Origin of the sequence: Pseudomonas lalkuanensis (genome assembly GCF_008807375.1) — a bacterium.
GTDB classification, from domain to species: domain Bacteria; phylum Pseudomonadota; class Gammaproteobacteria; order Pseudomonadales; family Pseudomonadaceae; genus Metapseudomonas; species Metapseudomonas lalkuanensis.
The window spans coordinates 265,627-282,996 of sequence record NZ_CP043311.1 but is presented as its reverse complement, the minus strand read 5'-3'; the positions used below and the strand labels follow the sequence as shown (position 1 = coordinate 282,996).

16 protein-coding genes are annotated in these 17,370 nt (G+C 66.7%); 5 read left to right on the top strand and 11 right to left on the bottom strand.

Going from position 1 to position 17,370, the window contains the following annotated elements:
- Positions 1-23: 23 nt before the first annotated feature.
- Positions 24-401 (bottom strand): DUF423 domain-containing protein, encoded by a 378-nt coding sequence (locus tag FXN65_RS01335; RefSeq protein WP_151131298.1) that lies wholly within the window; start codon positions 399-401, stop codon positions 24-26.
- A gap of 66 nt (positions 402-467) precedes the next feature.
- On the opposite strand from FXN65_RS01335, the gene mtgA reads away from it, so the two are divergent.
- Positions 468-1,160, top strand: a complete 693-nt coding sequence (gene mtgA / locus FXN65_RS01330) for a monofunctional biosynthetic peptidoglycan transglycosylase (RefSeq protein ID WP_151131297.1) — start codon at positions 468-470, stop codon at positions 1,158-1,160.
- A gap of 25 nt (positions 1,161-1,185) precedes the next feature.
- Here mtgA and FXN65_RS01325 read toward each other — a convergent pair whose 3' ends face one another.
- The 5 genes from FXN65_RS01325 to ftsY all read right to left on the bottom strand — a co-directional run bounded on the left by FXN65_RS01325 (position 1,186) and on the right by ftsY (position 5,893).
- Entirely contained in the window at positions 1,186-1,788 is a 603-nt protein-coding gene (locus tag FXN65_RS01325) for a hypothetical protein (RefSeq protein WP_151131296.1), read from the bottom strand.
- A 61-nt stretch (positions 1,789-1,849) separates the two neighbouring features.
- A complete protein-coding gene (gene rpoH, locus FXN65_RS01320; protein WP_151131295.1) occupies positions 1,850-2,704 on the bottom strand; it encodes an RNA polymerase sigma factor RpoH in 855 nt (284 codons plus the stop codon).
- A 113-nt stretch (positions 2,705-2,817) separates the two neighbouring features.
- Positions 2,818-3,837, bottom strand: coding sequence for a permease-like cell division protein FtsX (gene ftsX, locus FXN65_RS01315; protein WP_151131294.1), 1,020 nt, complete (start codon positions 3,835-3,837; stop codon positions 2,818-2,820).
- Positions 3,837-4,505, bottom strand: coding sequence for a cell division ATP-binding protein FtsE (gene ftsE, locus FXN65_RS01310; RefSeq protein WP_044871017.1), 669 nt, complete (start codon positions 4,503-4,505; stop codon positions 3,837-3,839). The genes ftsX and ftsE overlap by 1 nt, the downstream gene beginning before the upstream one ends.
- Positions 4,502-5,893, bottom strand: coding sequence for a signal recognition particle-docking protein FtsY (gene ftsY / locus FXN65_RS01305; protein ID WP_151131293.1), 1,392 nt, complete (start codon positions 5,891-5,893; stop codon positions 4,502-4,504). The genes ftsE and ftsY overlap by 4 nt, the downstream gene beginning before the upstream one ends.
- Before the next feature lie 143 nt (positions 5,894-6,036).
- Between ftsY and FXN65_RS01300 the strand changes: the two genes are divergently transcribed.
- The 4 genes from FXN65_RS01300 to FXN65_RS01285 are packed head-to-tail and all read left to right on the top strand — an operon-like array spanning position 6,037 to position 10,521.
- On the top strand, positions 6,037-7,392 hold the full coding sequence (locus tag FXN65_RS01300; protein WP_151131292.1) for a M16 family metallopeptidase: 1,356 nt from the start codon (positions 6,037-6,039) through the stop codon (positions 7,390-7,392).
- On the top strand, positions 7,385-8,869 hold the full coding sequence (locus tag FXN65_RS01295; protein ID WP_151131291.1) for a M16 family metallopeptidase: 1,485 nt from the start codon (positions 7,385-7,387) through the stop codon (positions 8,867-8,869). The genes FXN65_RS01300 and FXN65_RS01295 overlap by 8 nt, the downstream gene beginning before the upstream one ends.
- Positions 8,869-9,486 carry a 16S rRNA (guanine(966)-N(2))-methyltransferase RsmD gene (gene rsmD / locus FXN65_RS01290; RefSeq protein WP_151131290.1) on the top strand — a complete coding sequence of 206 codons (618 nt, stop codon included), beginning with the start codon at positions 8,869-8,871 and terminating at the stop codon, positions 9,484-9,486. Before FXN65_RS01295 ends, rsmD begins: the two co-directional genes overlap by 1 nt.
- A gap of 15 nt (positions 9,487-9,501) precedes the next feature.
- Positions 9,502-10,521 carry a hydrolase gene (locus tag FXN65_RS01285; RefSeq protein ID WP_151131289.1) on the top strand — a complete coding sequence of 340 codons (1,020 nt, stop codon included), beginning with the start codon at positions 9,502-9,504 and terminating at the stop codon, positions 10,519-10,521.
- Positions 10,522-10,531: 10 nt separating this feature from the next.
- Here the strand turns inward: FXN65_RS01285 and FXN65_RS01280 are convergent, their stop codons facing one another.
- From FXN65_RS01280 to FXN65_RS01260, 5 genes are all read right to left on the bottom strand, one after another.
- Positions 10,532-11,572, bottom strand: coding sequence for an efflux RND transporter periplasmic adaptor subunit (locus FXN65_RS01280; protein WP_151131288.1), 1,041 nt, complete (start codon positions 11,570-11,572; stop codon positions 10,532-10,534).
- A gap of 8 nt (positions 11,573-11,580) precedes the next feature.
- A complete protein-coding gene (locus FXN65_RS01275; protein ID WP_151131287.1) occupies positions 11,581-13,665 on the bottom strand; it encodes a TolC family protein in 2,085 nt (694 codons plus the stop codon).
- A 4-nt stretch (positions 13,666-13,669) separates the two neighbouring features.
- The gene (locus FXN65_RS01270; RefSeq protein WP_151131286.1) at positions 13,670-14,998 is read right to left on the bottom strand and encodes a glycosyltransferase family 2 protein; all 1,329 of its coding nucleotides are present in this window, start codon (positions 14,996-14,998) and stop codon (positions 13,670-13,672) included.
- A 2-nt stretch (positions 14,999-15,000) separates the two neighbouring features.
- Complete coding sequence (locus tag FXN65_RS01265; protein ID WP_151131285.1) at positions 15,001-16,395, bottom strand: TackOD1 domain-containing metal-binding protein; 1,395 nt, start codon at positions 16,393-16,395, stop codon at positions 15,001-15,003.
- A gap of 85 nt (positions 16,396-16,480) precedes the next feature.
- The gene (locus tag FXN65_RS01260; protein WP_151131284.1) at positions 16,481-17,146 is read right to left on the bottom strand and encodes a TetR/AcrR family transcriptional regulator; all 666 of its coding nucleotides are present in this window, start codon (positions 17,144-17,146) and stop codon (positions 16,481-16,483) included.
- Between the last annotated feature and the right edge of the window lie 224 nt (positions 17,147-17,370).

Here is a 17,370-nt window from a genome sequence, read left to right as displayed (position 1 = left end):
CGCAATTTGACGCCACGGTCAAGTTAGCGCGGAACGGTATTCCAGGCGGCCAGCCCCAGGCACAGCCAGCCGGCGAGGAACGCCAGGCCGCCGAAGGGGGTAACGATGCCGAGCTTGCCGATGCCGCTGAGGGTCAGCAGGTAGAGACTGCCGGAGAACAGCAGGATACCAAGGGCGAAGAAGCCACCCGCCAGATTCACCAGACGCCCGGGAACGTGGAGGGCCAGCAGGGCCACGCCGAACAGGGCCAGGGCGTGGATGAGCTGGTAGTGGGTGCCGGTCTGGAATACGGCCAGGTACTCGGGCGTCAGCTTGCTCTTCAGGCCGTGGGCGGCGAAGGCGCCGAGGGCCACCCCGGTGAAACCGGCGAATGCTGACAACAGCAGGAAAAGGCGCGCCATGAGGACTCCAGACAGAGGACGGACGGCCGCTATAATGGCGCGCAAATTTCCCCGGGCCAACCCAGCATGTTCCGCACCATTCGCCGCCGCCTGTTCAAATTGCTGCTCTGGTTCGCGGCGGCGTCCGTATTGCTGGTGATCCTGTTCCGCTGGGTACCCACACCAGGCTCGATGGTCATGGTGGAACGCAAGATCGAGTCATGGATCGACGGCAAGCCCATCGATATCAAGCGCGACTGGGTGTCCTGGGATGAGCTGCCGGATGACCTGAAGATCGCGGTGATCGCCGCCGAAGACCAGAAATTCGCCGAGCACTGGGGCTTCGACATCCCCGCGATCCGCAAGGCCATGGCGCACAACGAGCGCGGCGGTTCGATCCGTGGCGCCAGCACCCTGAGCCAGCAGGTGGCAAAGAACCTGTTCCTCTGGTCCGGCCGCAACTGGGTCCGCAAGGGTCTGGAAGTCTGGTTCACCGGCCTGATCGAGCTGTTCTGGCCCAAGCACCGCATTCTTGAGGTCTACCTGAACAGCGTCGAGTGGGGCAATGGCGTATTCGGTGCAGACGCCGCAGCACGCCAGCACTTCGGCGTGCCGGCCGCACGGCTGTCCCGCCAACAGGCGGCCCTGCTGGCGGCGGTGCTGCCCAACCCGCGCAAATGGAGCCCATCCCGTCCCAGCGGTTACGTCGCTACGCGCGCCGGCTGGATCCGTCGGCAGATGAACCAGCTGGGCGGCAGCAGCTACCTGCAGCAGCTCTGAAGCCGCCTCTGCGGGCACTTCCCGCTTACTGCTTCATCGCCTCGCGCGGTACGAGATGCAGCAACTGCACCTGGCCCTCCAGCAGGTGCGCGCTGAGCCCCTGCTGGGGATAGATCCACGCCTCGCCCTCCCCCGTGCGCAACCGCAGCCGGGGCAGGCCGATACTGGCGGCGAGCCGCGCGGCAGGCACCTCGACCATGGGTACCATGTTCAGCACCCCTACCCGATGGCTGCCCAGCTGTTGCAGCATGTCGCCGCTCAGGGGCTGCTCGTCGGTGCCCTTGCCGAGCACCTTGACCAGGCTGGTGCGCTCGCTGTCGCTGAGTTCCAGCTCCGCCTCAAGGCGCCAGACGCCTTCATCCCGCTGCTGCTCGGAGCGGAAGACCAGGCGCGGGCCTTCCTGGCGCGGTTGCAGCCAGAGCTCGCCGGGCGCCAGCTCGGCCAGCTTCTCCAGTGGCAGATCGCCGTCGGCCAGCGGCACGATCACCGTTTCCTGCCAATCCACCAGCCAGGGCAGCGGCTCAGCCCTATCGGACTGCCGACTCATCCACAGCGCCATGGAAAAGAACAGCGCGGCGACCGCGGCGAACAGCAACCAGTGGCTGGAACGCAGTTGCGGCAAGGGCATGGTGGTTTTCTCCAGACAGAAAAAAGCCGCACCGAGGTGCGGCTTTTCTTAGGTTTCAGCATCACGCCTGAATGAAGCCCTTGAGCTTGTTCATGGCGTTCTTCTCCAGCTGGCGAATACGCTCGGCGGAGACGTTGTACTTGGCCGCCAGGTCGTGCAGCGTCGCCTTCTCCTCGGCCAGCCAGCGCTGGTAGAGGATGTCGCGGCTGCGCTCGTCCAGGCCGTCCAGGGCTTCGTGCAGGTTGGCGGTGGAGCTGTCGCTCCAGTCCGCTTCCTCCAGCTGGCGCGCCGGGTCGTAGCGGTGGTCTTCCAGGTAATGGGCCGGTGCCTGGAAGGCGGTGTCGTCGTCGGCATCCGCCGCCGGATCGAACGCCATGTCCTGGCCGGTCAACCGGCTTTCCATCTCGCGCACTTCGTGGGGCTCGACACCGAGGGTGTTGGCCACCGCGTGGACTTCATCATTGTTCAGCCAGGTCAGACGCTTCTTCTGGCTGCGCAGATTGAAGAACAGCTTGCGCTGCGCCTTGGTGGTGGCGACCTTGACGATGCGCCAGTTGCGCAGGATGAACTCGTGGATCTCGGCCTTGATCCAGTGCACCGCGAAAGACACCAGGCGCACGCCCATCTCGGGGTTGAAGCGCTTCACGGCCTTCATCAGGCCGACGTTGCCTTCCTGGATCAGGTCGGCCTGGGCCAGGCCGTAGCCGGAATAACTCTTGGCGATGTGCACGACGAAGCGCAGGTGCGCCAATACCATTTGCCGTGCCGCTTCCAGATCTTGTTCGTAGAAGAGGCGTTCGGCCAGATCGCGCTCCTGCTCGACGGACAACAGCGGGATGCCGTTGACCGCATGCACGTATGCCTCCAGGTTCGCACCGGGGGCCAGGGCATAGACAGGTTGCAGGGAAGTGGTCATGCGAATCCTCCGATTCACTAAAGCTCGCGCAGTGTAGCACTGGCCCATATGACTGCAAGAGGGTGTAAAAGTTTCCTTACACCCCTCGCGAACCCCGCGAAAAGTCGTTGCTTCTAACGGGGCGCCAGCTCACTGAGATGACGGGCGACGGCCAGCCAGGCACCAATGTAGCCCAGCAGAACGGCGCCCAGAAGCAGGGATAGACCATCGGCCAATGGCACGCCCGCCAGGGCGAAATCACTGCCGTAGAGGCCGGCCAGACGCACCACGGCGTCGTTCAGCCAATCCAGGCCATAGGCCAGCACCAGCCAGGCCAGCAGGCCGGCGCCGGTGCCATAGAGCGCGCCCATATAAAGGAAGGGGCGACGCACGTAGCTATCGGTTCCGCCCACCAGTTTGATCACCTCGATCTCGGTGCGGCGGTTCTCGATATGCAGACGAATGGTATTACCGATCACCAGCAGCAGCGCCAGGATCAGCAGCACCGCCAGACCGAAGACAAAACGCTCGCCCAGCTTGAGGATGGCCGACAGCCGCTCGACCCAGACCAGATCCAGTTGCGCCTGCTCGATACCCGGCATCTCCGAGAGACGCTGGCGCAGCGCTTCCAGCCCTGCCTTGTCGACTTCCTTGGGCGTCACCAGGACCACACCCGGCAGCGGGTTCTGCGGCAGTTCCTTGAGCGCTTCCCCAAGGCCTGACTGCTGTTGCAGTTCGGCCAGGGCCTGCTCGCGGCTGATCCACTCGGCCTCGGCGACGTCGGGCATGCCGGCGATCTCGTCGCGCAGTTTCTGCCCCTGGGATTCGCTGGCGTCCATTTTCATGAACAGGGAAATCTGCGCCGCGCGCTGCCACGAACCGCCCAGGCGCTCGACGTTGCTGAGCAGCAGGGAGAGGCCCATGGGCAGGCTGAGGGCGATGGCCATCACCAGGCAGGTGAAGAAGCTGCCAACGGGCTGACGGCCCAAGCGGCGCAGGCTGTCCACCAGGCTTGCGCGATGGCTTTCCAGCCAGGCGTGCAGCAGGGTGCGGAAATCCGGGCCGTCGTCACCCTTCTCCGGCGACTCGACGTGCCGGGGCGAAGCCCCCACGCGCTCGGCGGGCTTCGGCGGCGGCATCTGCTTGGCGCTCATCAGACAGCCTCCCCATCACCGATCAGGCGACCGCGTTGCAGGGTGAGCAGGCGATGGCGCATGCGCGCGATCAGCGCCAGGTCGTGGCTGGCGATCAGCACTGTGGTGCCCAAGCGATTGATGTCCTCGAATACGCCCATGATCTCGGCGGCCAGGCGCGGGTCCAGGTTACCGGTGGGTTCGTCCGCCAGCAGCAGGGCCGGGCGGTGCACCACGGCGCGGGCGATGCCGACGCGCTGTTGCTGGCCGGTGGACAGGTCGGCCGGGTAGAGCTCGGCCTTGTCCGCCAGGGAAACCCGCTCCAGCGCCACACTCACCCGTTTGGCGATCTCCGCCTTGGACAGGCCATGGATCTGCAGCGGCAGGGCGACGTTGTCGAACACGCTGCGGTCGAACAGCAGCTGGTGATTCTGGAACACGACGCCGATCTGGCGGCGCAGGAAAGGGATCTGCGAATTGGTGATGGTCGAGAGGTCCTGCCCCGCCAGCAGCAACTTGCCGCTGGTGGGACGCTCCATGGCCAGCAGCAGGCGCAGCAGCGTGCTCTTGCCGGCGCCGGAGTGGCCGGTGACGAAGAGGAACTCGCCGCGGCGAACGCGGAAGCTCAGTTCGTGCAAGCCAACATGGCCATTGGGATAGCGTTTGCCGACCTGCTCGAATCGAATCATGCGGACTCCCGCTCAGCGAAGAGGGCCTTCACGAAGGCGTCGGCTTCGAAGGTACGCAGATCGTCGATGCCTTCGCCCACGCCGATATAACGGATCGGCAGGCCGAACTGCTTGGCCAGGGCGAAGATCACCCCGCCCTTGGCGGTGCCGTCCAGCTTGGTCAGGGCCAGGCCGGACAGATTGACCGCCTGGTGGAACTGCTTGGCCTGGTTGATGGCGTTCTGCCCGGTGCCGGCATCCAGCACCAGCAGCACTTCGTGGGGAGCCGAGTCGTCCAGCTTGCCGATCACGCGGCGCACCTTCTTCAGCTCTTCCATCAGGTTGTCCTTGGTATGCAGGCGGCCGGCGGTGTCGGCGATCAGCACATCGACGCCTCGGGCCCTGGCGGCCTGCACGGCATCGAAGATCACGGAAGCCGAGTCGGCGCCGGTGTGCTGGGCGATCACGGCGATGTTGTTACGCTCGCCCCAGACCTGCAGCTGTTCCACGGCGGCGGCACGGAAGGTGTCGCCAGCGGCGAGCATGACCTTCTTGCCATCCTGCTGCAGCTTCTTGGCCAGCTTGCCGATGGTGGTGGTCTTGCCGACGCCGTTCACGCCGACCACGAGGATCACGTAGGGCGCGTGGCCGTTGTCGATCTTCAGCGGCTGCTCGACCGGACGCAGCAACGCGGCCAACTCGTCCTGCAGCGCCTTGTACAGGGCATCGGCATCGGCGAGCTGCTTGCGCGCGACCTTCTGGGTCAGGCTCTGGACGATGGCGCTGGTGGCTTCCACGCCGACATCGGCGGTCAGCAGACGGGTTTCGATTTCATCCAGCAGATCGTCGTCGATGGCCTTGCGCCCGAGGAACAGGCTGGCCATGCCTTCGCCGATGCTGGCGCTGGTCTTGGACAGGCCCTGCTTGAGCCGCGCGAAGAAACCGGCCTTGGCCGGCTCCGCCTGGGCGACGGGGGCCGGGGCGGGTTCGGCAACAGGAGCAGGGACGGCCACCGGAGCAGGCTGCTCGGCGACAAATGCAGGTGCAGGTGCAGGTGCAGGTGCAGGTGCAGGTGCAGCAGGCTCGGCGACTACCGGCGCTTCGGCAATCACCGGCGCGGCGGCCGGAGCCTCTGCCACAACCGGAGCAGGAGCCGGCGTTTCGACCGGCGCGGGAGCAACCTCGGGCGCGGGGGCCTGCTCGGCCACTGGCGCAGCTGCAGGCTGGGCAGCCGGAACGGTTTCGGGGGCAGGCGCAGGTGCAGCCGGGGCATCGGCCTCGACAGGGGCCACCGGCTCCGCCGGAGCGGCGGGAGTGACTTCCTGGGGCTTCTTGCGCAGCCAGCCGAACAAGGATTTCTTTTCCCCGGCCTGGGCCGGAGCCTTCTTGTCGTCGTTGGAACCAAACATGAGTCGAATGCATCTCAAGGGAGCGGCCGTACTGGCTCTATGCCGGCCAGCTTCGCCGCCCCGGGAAAGGATGGGGTATCCTAGCACCTCTTCGCCCGCAGGCGGTACGACCGCCGGGGCCGTCCGACAGGTCAAGAACATTGATGAAAGCCACTGCCCGACAAGCCGCCGGCTTGCTGTTTTGCGCTCTCTGTCTGCCCGCTCTGGCCCTCGCTGCAGACAACCAACCCACCCACGAGTTCACCCTGGACAACGGCCTGAAGGTCGTGGTCCGTGAGGACCACCGCGCGCCCGTGGTGGTCTCCCAGCTCTGGTACAAGGTCGGCTCGAGCTACGAGACCTCCGGCCAGACCGGTCTCTCCCACGCCCTCGAGCACATGATGTTCAAAGGCAGCCGCAAGCTCGGCCCCGGCGAAGCCTCGCGCATCCTGCGGGAGCTCGGCGCCGAAGAGAACGCCTTCACCAGCGATGACTACACCGCCTATTACCAGGTGCTGGCCCGCGACCGCCTGGGCGTGGCCTTCGAGCTGGAAGCCGACCGGCTGGCCAGCCTCAAACTGCCGCCGGAAGAGTTCTCCCGCGAGATCGAGGTGATAAAGGAAGAACGCCGCCTGCGCACCGATGACAAGCCCACCGCCAAGGCGTTCGAGCGCTTCAAGGCGATGGCCTACCCGGCCAGCGGCTATCACATCCCTACCATCGGCTGGATGGCCGACCTCAACCGCATGAAGGTCGAGGAGCTGCGCCACTGGTACGAATCCTGGTACGCGCCGAACAACGCCACCCTGGTGGTGGTGGGCGACGTCACCCCGGACGAGGTCAAGGGCCTGGCCGAGCGCTATTTCGCCGGCATTCCGAAGCGTGAAGTGCCGCCTGCGAAGAAGCCCCTCGAGCTGGCCACCCCCGGCGAACGTCGCCTCACCCTGCACGTGCGCACCCAGCTGCCGAGCCTGCTGATGGGCTTCAACGTGCCGGGGCTGGCCACCGCCAGGGACGCCCGCCAGGTCCACGCCCTGCGCCTGATTTCCACCCTGCTCGACGGCGGCTACAGCGCACGCCTGTCCAGCCGGCTGGAGCGCGGCGAGGAACTGGTCAGCGGGGCCTCCGCCTGGTACGACGGTTTCCCCCGTGGCGACAGCCTTTTCGTCATCAGCGCCACCCCCAACGTGCAGAAGGGCAAGACCCTGGAGCAGACCGAGGCCGGCATCTGGCGTCAGCTGGAAGACCTGAAGAACACCCCGCCGAGCGCCGACGAACTCAAGCGCGTACGCGCCCAGGCCATCGCCGACCTGGTCTACCAGCGTGACTCCATCACCAGCCAGGCCACCACCATCGGCCAACTGGAAACCGTCGGCCTGTCCTGGAAGCTGATGGACCAGGATCTCGCGGCCCTCGAAGCCGTGACGCCTGCCGACATCCAGGCCGCCGCCAGGACCTTCTTTACCCGCGACCGCCTGAGCGTCGCCCACATCCTGCCCGAGGAGGCCCGCAATGAGTGAGCGCAACGGCCTGCGTTACGGCCTGCTCGGCCTGGCCCTGATCGCCTTGCTCGGCGTGCTGGCCTTCATCGTCAATCGCCCGACCACCACCATCGCTGAAACCGCCACTCCGGCGCCGGCCCAGGGCCTGCAATCCCTGGCGGAACTGGGCGGCAAGACACCCACCCGCCGCACCCTGGACATCCAGAACTGGACCACCGCCGAAGGCGCCAAGGTGCTGTTCGTCGCCGCTCCCGAACTGCCGATGTTCGACCTGCGCCTGACCTTCGCCGCCGGCAGCAGCCAGGACGGCGAAATCCCCGGCCTGGCGACCATGACCAACGCCATGCTCAACGAGGGTGTGGCGGGCAAGGACGTCACCGCCATCGCCGAAGGCTTCGAGGGCCTGGGCGCGGAATTCGGCAACGGCGCCTACCGTGACATGGCCATCGCCAGCCTGCGCAGCCTCACCGCTCCCGAACAGCGCCAGCCGGCCCTGGACCTGTTCACCCAGGTGATCGGCGCGCCGACCTTCCCCGAAGACTCCCTGGCGCGGATCAAGAACCAGATGCTCGCCGGCTTCGAATACCAGAAGCAGAACCCCGGCAAACTCGCCGGCCTGGAACTCTTCGACAAGCTCTACGGCCAACACCCCTATGCCCACCCGAGCGAAGGCGACGAGAAGTCCGTCCCCGGTATCACCGTCGCGCAGATGCGCGCTTTCCACCAGAAGGCCTACGCCGCCGGCAACGTGGTGATCGCCCTGGTCGGCGACCTGTCCCGCGCCGACGCCGAAGCCATCGCCAACCAGGTTTCCAAGGCCCTGCCGAAAGGCCCGGCGCTGGCCAAGCTGCCGGAACCGCAGGCTCCGAAGCCCGGCCTCAACCATATCGAGTTCCCGTCCAAGCAGACCCACCTGATGCTGGCCCAGCTCGGCATCGACCGGAACGACCCGGACTACGCCGCGCTCTATCTGGGCAACCAGATACTCGGCGGTGGCGGCTTCGGCACCCGGCTGATGGAAGAAGTGCGCGAGAAACGCGGCCTGACCTACGGCGTCAGTTCGGGCTTCACCGCCATGCAGGTGCGCGGCCCGTTCATGATCGGCCTGCAAACCCGCGCGGAAATGAGCCAGGGCACGCTCAAGCTGATCCAGGACATCGTCCGCCAGTACCTGGCCGAAGGCCCCACCCAGAAGGAACTGGATGACGCCAAGCGTGAGCTGGCCGGCAGCTTCCCGCTGTCCACCGCGAGCAACGCCGACATCGTCGGCCAGTTGGGCGCCATCGGTTTCTACGACCTGCCGCTGACCTACCTGGAAGACTTCATGGCCAAGGTCCAGGCGCTGGACGTCGCCCAGGTGAAAGCCGCCATGGCCAAACACCTGGCCCCCGACCAGTTCGTCATCGTCACCGCCGGCCCGACGGTCCCCCAGAAGGAGCTGCCGCCTCCCACCGACAAGCCCGCCGAAATGCCCAGCGGCGTACCGGAGCACTGATGCGCAAGCCAAACGCAAAACCTGCCAGGCCGAATCACGGCGGCCAGGGCCAGTTACGCATCATCGGAGGCGAATGGCGCTCGCGGCGCTTCGCCTTCCCCGACGGTCCCGGCCTGCGACCCACGCCGGACCGGGTGCGTGAAACGCTGTTCAACTGGCTGGCGCCATACGTGGAAGGCGCGCGGGTGCTCGACCCCTTCGCCGGCAGCGGCGCGCTCTATCTGGAAGCCTTGTCCCGCGGTGCCGCCGAAGGCCTGGCGCTGGATCTGAACCCGGACTCCGTGGCCGCCCTGCGCGGCCATCTGGACGTCCTGCGCTGCGGCAAGGGCCAGCTATTGCAGACCGACGCCCTGCGCTACCTGGACGCCCAGCCGTCCAGCGCCTTCGACCTGGTGTTCCTCGACCCCCCCTTCAACCAGGGCCTGCTGCAACCGGTTTGCAGCCTGCTGGAGAGTCGCGGCTGGCTGGCACCCCGCGCCTGGGTCTATACCGAAAGCGAGAACCCGCCCTCCACACTGGGCCTGCCGGGCAACTGGCGCCTGCACCGCGAGAAGAAAGCCGGTCAGGTCTACTACGCCCTGTGGCAGCGTGCGGCCGGGGACACTCCCGCAGCCTGACCGACGGCCACGCCGATGAACTCGTTCCATTCGCCGGTAACCACCCGCACCAGCTTCCAGCCGGCCTGGTGGTTGCCCGGCCCGCACCTGCAGACCCTCTGGTCGCCCTTCTGCCGCACGCCGCCGCATCTCCATCGGCAGCGTGAGCGGCTCTGGCTGGAGGACGGCGACTTCCTCGACCTGGACTGGCATGGTCCCCACGAGGCCGACGCACCCCTGGCGCTGGTCCTGCACGGCCTGACCGGATCTTCCACCTCGCTCTATGTGCTCGGCCTGCAACAGGAACTGGCCACTCGCGGCTGGGCCAGCGTCGCCATCAACTGGCGCGGCTGCTCGGGCGAGCCCAACCTGCTGCCCCGCGGCTATCACTCGGGCGTCAGCGAAGACCTGGCCGCCACCATCCGCCACCTGCGCGCCAGCCGTCCGCTGGCGCCGCTCTACGCGGTCGGCTACTCGTTGGGCGGCAATGTGCTGCTCAAACACCTTGGGGAAACCGGGGAAGACTGCGGCCTGCAGGGCGCCGTGGCAGTCTCGGTGCCCTATCGCCTGGACCAGTGCGCCGACCGCATCGCCCTCGGTTTCTCCAGGGTCTACCAGGCGCACTTCATGCGCGAGATGGTGGACTACGTGAAACAAAAGCAGCGCCTGTTCGCCCACCACGGACAGACGGAGCACCTCTGCACCCTGGAACGCCTCGGCTCGCTGGAAGGCATGCGTACCTTCTGGGACTTCGACGGTCGCATCACCGCACCCTTGCACGGCTTCGACGATGCCCACGACTACTACCGCCGCGCCTCCAGCCGCTACTACCTGGGCGGCATCCGCATCCCTACCCTGCTGATCCAGTCGGCCGACGACCCCTTCGTGTTCCGCCACAGCCTGCCGGAAGCCCACGAACTCTCGGCCACCACCCGCATGGAACTGCACCCCCGGGGCGGTCATGTGGGTTTTGTCGAAGGATCACCGCGCAAACCCGCCTATTACCTGGAACGGCGGATTCCGGACTGGCTGGCGAGTCAGACGCCGGAGCGCTGAACACTGGGGCTCAGCGACCGCTGGCCCAGCTGTCGAGCCAGCGCCAGCGATGGGGGAAGCGCGCCTTCAGACCCAGACGGTCCACACGCCAGAACGCCGGCCACTCCCCTTTTACCCGCGCCAGCAAGCGCAGGTTGCGGCTCGGGGCGCTGAACGCCTCACGCAGCTCCACCGGCACAGGGGCGGCGTCCTCCACCATGCGCACCACCTCGGCAGGCAGCCAGGTGCCGTCCGGCAGGCGCAGCCGGAAGGGCTGGCCTGGAGAGGCATAGACGGCATCCCGCGGGTCGAGATAGACCCACAGTTCGGCGTCGCCCAGACGCTGCAGGCGCATCAGCGGCGTCCCGGGGCCGACGTTTTCGCCTTCATCCACCAACACCTCGCTGATCACCCCGGACTCACCGGCCTTCAGCTCCAGCCCATGCAAACGTGCCTGCAGCCAGTCGCTTTCCAGTCGGCGTTGACGCTCCAGAGTGTCGTCCACCGGTTGCGACTCTCGCCGCTCGAATTGCACCAGGTCCCGCTGGCGCCGGTCCCGCTCATCCTGGGCCTGCTGCACCTCACCCCGGGTCGCGGCACCGGCGGCGAGCAGACCGCGCAGGCGTCCCAGGCGGCTCTCCGCGCTGGCCAGCAGGCGTTCCAGGGCCTGACGTTCCTGCTCCGGCAGGGGCCGGCTCCCGGCAGGCCGCCGCGCCTGGACGGCGGGGTCGCCGAGCAGGGCGAGGCGAGCACGCCACTCGGGGTTATCCATCTTCACCAGCAACTGGCCGGCCTCGACCCGATCGCCGGGCCTGGCCAGCACGCGCTCCACCTGTCCAGCCTCCCGCGCCCGCAGCTCGGTGGACGGCAGGTGCAGCTGCACCGGCGCCTCGATCAGCCAGAGGCCGAGGAACTCGCGCCCGACCAGGAACAGCAGCGGACTGGTGACCGCGAGCAGGATCAGGTACCAGCGCAGCTTGAAGGCCAGACGCTTGCCGGGTGCGTAGAGCACCTTGAGCCCCTGCTCCTGGGTGGGCTGCTGTTCCTTGGGGCTGGAGAATCGAATCTTCATGGCCTGACTCAACGGGGAAAATGGGTCCAATCCTGCCAGTCGACACCGGTGATCCCGGCGGGCTGCAGGCGCGTGCGCCAACGCTCGAGCTGTTCCCGCAACTGCGTGCGCGATGCCCCGGCCCAGGACTCCCCAGCCGGTAGCTGGGGCTCGACACTCTGGGCCAGACGGAAACGCAGCGTCGGCCAGCGCCGGGCGATGGATTCCGCCAGTTCGGCGCTTCGGGCGGGATTGCGGGTGTAGATCATCAGGTCGACCTGCCGCACGCCGCGCTGCGGCAGGGCACAGGGGACGCAGGTCGCACCGACGGCTGGCTCGGCGAACCAGCGGGGATGGCTGGACAGCTCCAGCGACCAGGACACGACCCCGGACACGGCGGCCAGGGTGTCCAGCCAGTCCTGCAAGCGGCGGTCGGGCACCGGCCAGCCGAGCTGCTCCACCTCAAGATCCAGGTGCAGGGCATCGAACGGCAGCCCCTCGAGCCCACCGAGCAGGTCCAGCAAGCCCTGGCGCCCAGCGGGTTCCAGCCAAGCCGGATCCCCCAGCAGCAATACCACCTGCAAGCCTTGGCCGTGGGCCTCATCAAGGGTGTCCTGCAGTCGCTTGCGCAAGGCCGGGATGTCGGCCACCTGTCCACCATCGAGCCCCAGGTACAGCCGCGTCATGCCGGCGCGGCGCAGTTCGCGCAGTTCCGCGTGACGAGTCGCGGGATTCAGCAATGCCTCGCTTTTCCACAGGTACACCCCCTGGCTCCAGCCCGTCGAGCCGACGCCCTTCGGCGCCGCCCCAACCACACCCAGGGCCTTCCAGTCGAGACGCCGCGGCCCCAGCAGGCCGGCCAGGGCCTGGTCATCGTCGACAAACAGTCGCAGGGCCGCTTCACGCAGCCAGGCAGCGTGCCAGGCGGCAATCAGGCGCAATTCGCTGTTGTAGCGCTCCAGCTCCACAGCCAGTTCTTCGGCCGGGCTCTCGGAAACCGAGCGCTCGGCGCGCAGCCGCTGCTCCCGCAGGGCCTGGTCCGAAACGGCCAACTGCTCGCGCTCTCGATCCAGGTCCAGTGCTGCCTGGCGCTGGGCCTGCAGGGTTTGCCCAAGGGACTGGAGCAGTTGCTGGCGCTCGGCCTCCAACTGCGCCAGGGCGGCTTGATGGCGCGCCTCGCCTTCGCGATTGCGGGCCCGGCCGTAGTTCATCAGGTCAAACGGTGCGGACAGACTGAGGGCGGCCACCAGGCCGTCGCCGCTCTTGCTGGCGCCACTGCGTGACTCGTAGCTCTGCGCAACGCTGAAGCTTGAGTCGACGCTCTCGTACCAGGGCGATTGCCGATTGCGCTCGGCGTGGCGCAGTTCGTCCTGCCGCTCTTGCAGGCGCGGATGACCCTCCAGGGCCTGACGCCAGTTGGACAGCGGCAGCACTTGCGTTGACAGCGATTCCGCTTCGGCCTGCTGACCAGGGCCAATCTCCATACCCGCCAACCCGGCCAGGCTGGCGCGGGTGTCCTCCACCAGGAGCGCGCTCTGCCGGCAACGCTGCTGGAGACCCTGCCATTGGCCGTCCAGCAATCGCGCCTGCGAAGGCAGCAGCCAGCCACCCTGCTGACGCCGGGCCAGGCGTTCGCGAGCCGCCTGGGATGTGGGCAGCAGCCCCTTGCACCAGCGGTCCTCCTGCTCGGCGCGCCACCAGTCGGCATAGGCGCTGCGCAAGGCCAGCCGCTGCTCCGCCAGGCGCAACAGGCGCTGCGCCTGCTGCCGCTGCTGCTCAAGCTCCACCGCCGATACGGCCTGCACTTGTCGACGCAGGCTGCCGAGCAGCGGGTGGCGCAGGCCGAGGGCCAGGTCACGCCCGTAATAGTCGTCTCGCAGGTTTTCGGTCACCAGTTCGCGGTAGTGCCCGGTACTGCCGGAGCCGAACCACTGCCAGCCCGCCTCGGCTTCGCGCTGTTCCTTGAGTGCATCCAGCGCCCGCAGCTCGGCCGCCTTGGCCTGCAGGGCGGCCCCGTCTTCGGCGCGATCCAGCACCCGGGCCAACGGCAGCACTTCGGCCCCGACCATGCCGGCGGCCAGCAACAGTGCGCAGAAAAGAAATGGACGAATCATCAACTCAGAACCTCTTGGCCCTGCGCAGCACCCACCAGGGCGCCATGCTGGTTTCCTCATGGCCGCGACGCAGGGCCTCGTTGAGCATCGCCACCGCGCTCCACATGCGCATGATCAGCATGAACAGCGGGAAGACGAAGACCACGGGGAACAATCGCAGGTCCAGGCGCGGCCGCTCGGACACCAGGGCCAGCATGGCCACATAGAGCAACAGCGTCATGCCCAGATAGACCAGGTAGATGAGGGCGGCCAGGGCCAGGAAGCGCGGCCAGGGCAGCACTAGGGGCCCGGCCAGGCAGTAGCCGGCGATGATGAAAGGCAGTACCAGCTGGAAGAAGAAGCCGGTGATCAGGGTCATCAGGAAGTTCGGCCAGCCCAGCAGCCGCGGATTGAAGCTGTGGCGGTGCTTGCGGATATAGAGGAAGTACAGGTCACCGTCCCAGCGCAGGCGCTGCTTGAGGAACTGCAGGAAGGTCACGGGTGCATCGGTATGGCCGATGGCACCGGGCTCGAAGGGAATGCGCAGGGGCCTGCGGCCGAAGTAGTTCTTGATCCGCAGGGTGATGTCGAGGTCTTCCGCGGTGTGCGTGTCCCAGCCGCCGATCTTGTCGAGGAAACTGCGGCGAAACGCGCCGAACGCGCCGGAAACGTTATTCACCAGGTTCCATTCGCTGAGGCCGATCTTGGCCATGTGGATCGACAGCTGATACTCCAGCGCCTGCATGGCGGTGGTGAGCGAAGCCCAGGCATTGCGCACTCGCAGGCTTCCTGCCACGGCCGGGACATCGGGGTCGGCGAAATGACGGACCATCTGGCTGACCATGTCGTTGTCGAAGGAGGTGTCGCCGTCCAGGGCCATCACCACTTCGCCGGTGCAGTGCGCCAGCCCCGCGTTCAGGGAGGAGACCCGGCCACCGCGCTGCCACTTGGCGATGGGTCGCAACAGGCGTCGCGGATAGAGTTGCGGATCAACGCGAAAATCCCGCACGGCCTGCATGGTGGGCTGGTTCACGGCCGCTCCGTCCACCACTGGAATCATCTCGATGTAGCCGGGGTAGGTCTGCTCGCACAGGCTGCGCAGGGTCGTCTGGACATCCCGCCCCTCGCTGTAGCAGGTGATGATGCAGGACACCCGCGGCCGATAGGTACTCTGCTGGGGCAACTCGAACGGCTTGCGGACGAACCAGCGCAGGACGCCGATCAGCACCAGCAGGTTGAGCGGCAGCTCCAGCAGCAGGAAAGCCGGCAGCAACATGAAGGCACCTTGCAGAATGCCATCGCTCCTGGCGAACTCGCCGAGGAGCAGCAGCCACTGCTCGACAAAAGCTTCCATGCTCAGCCCAACTGTCCGCCCAGACGCGCCAGCAGCAGGGCAGCGTCTTCCTGGTCCTGCTGATCATCGGGAGCCGTGAAGACGGCCAACCGCACCTCGATGGACGTCGCCTGCCCGGCGGTCAGGCGTTCCGCGCCCTTGACCAGGCGCTTGCGTACCACCTCCATGCCGGTGACGTCGGTGTGCGGCATCAGCAGCCAGAGCACCTCCTCGCTCAGCCGGCAGCAACGATCGGTTTCCCGCACAGCTTCCTGCAGGCGCTCCACCAGCCCGTCCACCAGCGCGTGGCCGCGCATCTCACCGAGTTGGGAGAGGGTTTCCAACAGGTTGACGAAACGCAGACCAAGTAGAGAAAAGGCCGGCTCCCGGTGCCGTCGCGTCAGTTGCAGTTGCCAGTTCAACAGATCGAGGAAGGCCTGGCGTGGCAACAAGTTGAGGCTGCCGAAGTGCTCGATATTCATCGCCCCGGCGCCGAAGCCTTCCCGGCACCTCAGGCGCCCGGCCTCCGCCAGGCGGAAGTGGCGTATCTCGCGCACGCGCAACTTGTCGGGCGCGTGGGATTGGCCACAGTCCAGGCAGCGCGCATCCACGGCGGCATCGACGAAAAAGGCCTGGCAGTTGCGGCAGCGGTAGTTCTCCAGGGGACGGTCGTAGTCGCTGCCGATATGGCGAAGACGGGTCAGGCAGTTCGGGCAGAGCAGCACGCCTTCCTTGAGGAAGTGTTCCTGGGGGCCGACGTGCCCGCAGGTGAAGCAATGCAGCGAAGGCTGGCGACCGATGTCCAGGGCCTGGCACTCGGGGCAGACATCCACGTAATTGAGGCGGCCCGAGCCACAGCTGGTGCACAGGCGCAGCCTGTCCTGCAGTTCCCCCTCCTCCAGCCAGCCCTGCTGGCTCATCAGCTGTAGCCAGGAGAACTGGTTGATGGTCTCTTCGTTGCCCAGGGCTTCCAGCAGCGGATAGCGGTAGTGCTGGGGCACGCTGGTATCACGCACTGCAAGGACTTCGCCACGTGAGCGCAGCCAGAGCCACGCCATCACCCGTTCCTCGAAGCGTTCCGGGGCCGTTCCACGATTGAAAAGGCCAAAGCGCTCGCGCCAGAGGCGCCAAAGGGGCGTGATGGCACCCGGGTCGGCCGGCGGCGGGCCGTCACCCAGGGCAAGGCACCAGGGATCCTGGTCCTGGCAGCAGTAGATCAGACTGAAACGATAGCGGGGATCGAGGCGCAGGCTCCGCAAGGCCGGGCCCGCCTGTGCGCCCGGCAGGTCGACCAACAGCACATCGGCTTCGGAATCGCCCTGCAGGCCAGCAAGATCGTTGTAGCGTTCCAGCTCAATGCCGGGGAATCGATACGGACCGGCGCCAAGTATCACAATCCTGGGTGTGGTTCTGGACATGGACAAAAAACTCAAGCATTCCTTGGCTCAATTTTCCCACTATAGTCGCGCCGCTTCGCCTTAACACGCGTCAATGCTTCCTCGATCAGCCCGGTACCACCTGCTCCAGCGGCACGTAGAGCTTCTCGTACAGCGCCTTGACCGCCGGCTGCGCTTCGGGCGCGAGGTAGCCGCCTTCCAGCGCCAGCACCTGGTAGATGCCACGGCGCAGCAGTTCCTGGCTGAGGTCGGCGGCATCGCCACGGGTGGTGCAGAGGAAGCGCACCCAGGACGTGACGATGATCCAGCTGTTGAGGGTCAGCGCTTCGACCTGGGCGGGATTCATCAGCAGGATGCCGGCACTGACGAAGCCACGATAAATGGCCTGGGCGTGGTCCAGGCAGCGCTGGGCGAAGAGCCGGTAGCGCGCGGCGAGTTCCAGATCGGACTCCAGCAGGTGCTCCAGGTCGCGATGCAGGAAGCGGAAATCCCACATGGCCGCCAGCAGGGACTCCAGGTAGAAGGTCTTGTCCTCCACCGTCACCCCGCGCCCCTCCGGCAGGCGCAGGAAGCTGTCCACCCGCGCCTCGTAGAGGCCGAACAGCTCGGCGATGATCTCCTGCTTGTTGCGGAAGTGGTAGTACAGGTTGCCCGGCGACATGCCCAGGTGCGCGGCGATGTGGTTGGTGGTGACATTGCGCTCGCCCTGGACGTTGAACAGCGCGAGGCTCTCCAGAACGATGCGGTCGCGGGTCTTGGGTCTTGGTGCCATCGGGCGGTGGTTCCTGCAATCGGTAGGCGCGGCGAGCGGTAAAGGTACACCGCGCGGCGTTCGGGAAACACCCGGTGTTACCGGCAGCCGCCCGTCAAGCTTTTCGTTGGGCTGCCGCCGGACGGGCCGACGGGCAAGCTATTTGACAGATTAGAGCAATTGCTCTAAAAATCCAGCGACACTAAAACAACAGAGCCAGGTCGCGTCCGCCAGACGGATTCGAA

Bases quoted from the DNA above. Each gene is read 5' to 3' on its own strand.
- FXN65_RS01275 (WP_151131287.1), bottom strand. From the start codon at position 13,665: ATGATTCGTCCATTTCTTTTCTGCGCACTGTTGCTGGCCGCCGGCATG.
- ftsY (WP_151131293.1), bottom strand. From the start codon at position 5,893: ATGTTTGGTTCCAACGACGACAAGAAGGCTCCGGCCCAGGCCGGGGAA.
- FXN65_RS01285 (WP_151131289.1), top strand. From the start codon at position 9,502: ATGAACTCGTTCCATTCGCCGGTAACCACCCGCACCAGCTTCCAGCCG.
- ftsX (WP_151131294.1), bottom strand. From the start codon at position 3,837: ATGAGCGCCAAGCAGATGCCGCCGCCGAAGCCCGCCGAGCGCGTGGGG.
- ftsE (WP_044871017.1), bottom strand. From the start codon at position 4,505: ATGATTCGATTCGAGCAGGTCGGCAAACGCTATCCCAATGGCCATGTT.
- rpoH (WP_151131295.1), bottom strand. From the start codon at position 2,704: ATGACCACTTCCCTGCAACCTGTCTATGCCCTGGCCCCCGGTGCGAAC.
- rsmD (WP_151131290.1), top strand. From the start codon at position 8,869: ATGCGCAAGCCAAACGCAAAACCTGCCAGGCCGAATCACGGCGGCCAG.
- FXN65_RS01280 (WP_151131288.1), bottom strand. From the start codon at position 11,572: ATGAAGATTCGATTCTCCAGCCCCAAGGAACAGCAGCCCACCCAGGAG.
- FXN65_RS01265 (WP_151131285.1), bottom strand. From the start codon at position 16,395: ATGTCCAGAACCACACCCAGGATTGTGATACTTGGCGCCGGTCCGTAT.
- FXN65_RS01300 (WP_151131292.1), top strand. From the start codon at position 6,037: ATGAAAGCCACTGCCCGACAAGCCGCCGGCTTGCTGTTTTGCGCTCTC.
- FXN65_RS01270 (WP_151131286.1), bottom strand. From the start codon at position 14,998: ATGGAAGCTTTTGTCGAGCAGTGGCTGCTGCTCCTCGGCGAGTTCGCC.
- FXN65_RS01260 (WP_151131284.1), bottom strand. From the start codon at position 17,146: ATGGCACCAAGACCCAAGACCCGCGACCGCATCGTTCTGGAGAGCCTC.
- FXN65_RS01295 (WP_151131291.1), top strand. From the start codon at position 7,385: ATGAGTGAGCGCAACGGCCTGCGTTACGGCCTGCTCGGCCTGGCCCTG.
- FXN65_RS01335 (WP_151131298.1), bottom strand. From the start codon at position 401: ATGGCGCGCCTTTTCCTGCTGTTGTCAGCATTCGCCGGTTTCACCGGG.
- FXN65_RS01325 (WP_151131296.1), bottom strand. From the start codon at position 1,788: ATGCCCTTGCCGCAACTGCGTTCCAGCCACTGGTTGCTGTTCGCCGCG.
- mtgA (WP_151131297.1), top strand. From the start codon at position 468: ATGTTCCGCACCATTCGCCGCCGCCTGTTCAAATTGCTGCTCTGGTTC.